Annotated in this window: 3 protein-coding genes; all 3 read left to right on the forward strand. The window is 63.0% G+C overall.

Annotation, left to right across the window (positions count from 1 at the left end; all coding sequences use genetic code 11):
- The coding region (locus DBR24_RS27235) for a MalY/PatB family protein (RefSeq protein WP_128616262.1) at positions 1–1,135 on the forward strand (1,135 nt) is incomplete at its 5' end.
- 113 nt (positions 1,136–1,248) lie between these two features.
- Positions 1,249–2,106 (forward strand): glucose 1-dehydrogenase, encoded by an 858-nt coding sequence (locus DBR24_RS27240; RefSeq protein WP_128616263.1) that lies wholly within the window; start codon positions 1,249–1,251, stop codon positions 2,104–2,106.
- Positions 2,107–2,204: 98 nt separating this feature from the next.
- The coding region (locus DBR24_RS27245) for a cation:proton antiporter (protein ID WP_177490690.1) at positions 2,205–2,724 on the forward strand (520 nt) is incomplete at its 3' end.

The raw sequence follows: 2,724 nt of genomic DNA on the forward strand, positions 1-2,724 counted from the left end.
GGTATTCGACCGCCACAACACCGGCAGCACCAAGTGGAGCCGCTACCCGGCCGACGTGTTGCCGATGTGGGTCGCTGATATGGATTTCGCCGCACCGCCGGTGGTGATCGAGGCACTGCAGCAGCGTCTGCTGCACCCGCTGTTGGGTTACAGCGTGGCGCAGGACAACCTGCGCGAGGCCATCGTTGCCGACCTCTGGAGCAAGTTCGCGTGGCAGGTCAAACCTCAGGAGCTGATCTTTCTGCCGGGCGTTGAGTCCGGTTTCAACATGGCCTTGAAAGCGCTGGTGCAGCCGCAACAGAACGTCGTGGTGCAAGTGCCCAACTACCCGCCGCTGCGCCATGCGCCGGGCCACTGGGGCTTGAACAAGGTCGAGCTCGAATTCGTCGCACAGGCTGACGGCACTTACTTGACCCCCTTGGAGGGCTTGCGTGAATCACTGATCGGTGGCGGCGCGCTGCTGCTGAGCAACCCGCACAACCCGATCGGCAAGGTGTTCGGCCGTGAAGAACTGCAAGCGGTGGCGGATATCTGTGTTGCCCGGGACGCGTGGATCATCTCCGACGAAATCCACGCCGAACTGTGCTTCGACGGTCGCGTGCACATCCCGACCGCTTCCCTGAGCCCGGAAATCGCCCGCCGCACCATCACCCTGATGTCGGCGAGCAAGGCCTACAACATCGCCGGTCTCAAGACCTCGTTCATGATCATCCAGGACGCCGCCCTGCGCGAACGCGTCAACCACGCCCGCTGCGGCATGGTCGACAGTGTCAACCCGCTGGGCATGGAAGCCACCCGCGTCGCCTACAGCGAAGCCGGGCCGTGGCTGGCCGAGTTGAAAACCTATCTGCAGGCCAACCGTGACTGGCTGGTGGACGCCGTGCGCCGCCGGCTGCCCGGCGTGACCCTCAACGTGCCGCAGGGCACGTATCTGGCGTGGCTCGATTGCTCGGCGCTGGATCTGGCCAATCCTCAGCAGTTCTTTCTGGAACAGGCCAAAGTCGGCTTGAGCGCCGGTCTGGACTTCGGCGACCAGCACCAACAGTTCGTGCGCCTGAACTTCGGCTGCCCGCGTTCAATGCTCGAAGACGGTATTGCCCGGATGGAGCGAGCCCTGGCTGACCGCAATACCTGAAAACACTTTGATTGATGTGGGAGCTGGCTTGCCAGCTCACCAAATCTGATCGAACTCACGGCAAACCGCCCGGGTCAACCTCTCATACCTGCCATGAGACCCGGAGATTTGCGATGACCGACTATCCAAAACCCCCCTTCCCCAAACAGGCCCAGGCGGTGCCCGGCGAGCAAGGCAAAATGCAGCCTTATCCCGACTGCGGCGAACAAAGCTATGTCGGTTCCGGCCGGCTGGCCGGCAAAATTGCGCTGATCACCGGCGCCGACAGCGGCATCGGTCGCGCCGTGGCGATTGCCTTTGCCCGTGAAGGCGCAGACGTCGTCGTGGCTTATCTCGATGAACATGACGACGCCAAAGAGACCGCGCGCTGGGTCGAGCAGGCCGGTCGCCAGTGCCTGTTGTTGCCCGGTGACCTCGCGCAAAAGGCCCACTGCCAGGCGCTGGTCGACCAGACCATCGAACGCTTTGGCCGCATCGACGTGCTGGTCAACAACGCCGCGTTCCAGATGACCCACGAAACCTTTGAAGAAATCCCCGACGAAGAATGGGTGATGACCTTTGACGTCAACATCACCGCGATTTTCCGCTTGTGTCAGGCGGCGATCAAACACATGCGCCCCGGCGCGTCGATCATCAACACCAGTTCGATCAACTCCGATTTGCCCAAGCCGACCCTGCTCGCCTACGCCACCACCAAAGGCGCGATCGCCAACTTCACCGGTGGCCTGGCCCAGATGCTCGGGCCGAAAGAGATCCGCGTGAACTGCGTGGCACCGGGGCCGATCTGGACCCCGCTGATCGTCTCGACCATGCCGGATGAAGAAGTCCAGAATTTCGGCAGCGAAACCCCACTCGGGCGCCCCGGACAACCGGTGGAAGTGGCGCCGATCTATGTGCTGCTGGCGTCGGACGAAGCCAGCTACATCACTGGCCAGCGCTACGGCGTGACGGGTGGCAAACCGATGCTCTGATTCCGCGCTATTCACACAGCAACACGACCCTGCAGGCGCTGCCGAAGGCTGCGCCTGCTCAGAACGGCAGTCACACCCAATATCCAAGGCGGCATCTTATGAGCTTTACCGTGTGGGTCGCCGTGCTGGGCGCTGTGCTGTTGACCCTGGCGCTGACCTCGTCGTACCTGCGCTGGATGCCGGTGACCACATCGGCGGTCTGCCTGCTACTCGGGATCGGCATCGGTCCCAGCGGCCTTGATCTGTTGAAACTGTCGCTGGACGACGCCTCGTTATGGATGGAGCACCTGACGGAAGTCGCGGTGCTGTTTTCGCTGTTCGTCTGCGGCCTCAAGTTGCGCTTGCCGCTGCGCGACAAACGCTGGCGGATAGCCTTCGGCCTCGCGGGCCCGGTGATGGTGCTGACCATCGCCGGGGTATGCCTGCTGTTGCATTGGGGCTTGCAGCTACCGTGGGGGCCGTCGCTGCTGATCGGTGCGATTCTGGCGCCAACCGACCCCGTGCTCGCCGCCCTGGTGCAGGTCAATGATGCGCGGGACGTCGACAGTGTGCGGTTTGGCCTGTCCGGTGAGGCCGGGCTCAATGACGGGATCGCCTTCCCTTTTGTGATTCTCGGGC

It is taken from the genome of Pseudomonas sp. HMWF006 (assembly GCF_003061205.1).
In the GTDB taxonomy this organism is placed as follows: Bacteria; Pseudomonadota; Gammaproteobacteria; order Pseudomonadales; family Pseudomonadaceae; genus Aquipseudomonas; species Aquipseudomonas monsensis.

Bases quoted from the DNA above. Each gene is read 5' to 3' on its own strand.
- DBR24_RS27240 (WP_128616263.1), top strand. From the start codon at position 1,249: ATGACCGACTATCCAAAACCCCCCTTCCCCAAACAGGCCCAGGCGGTG.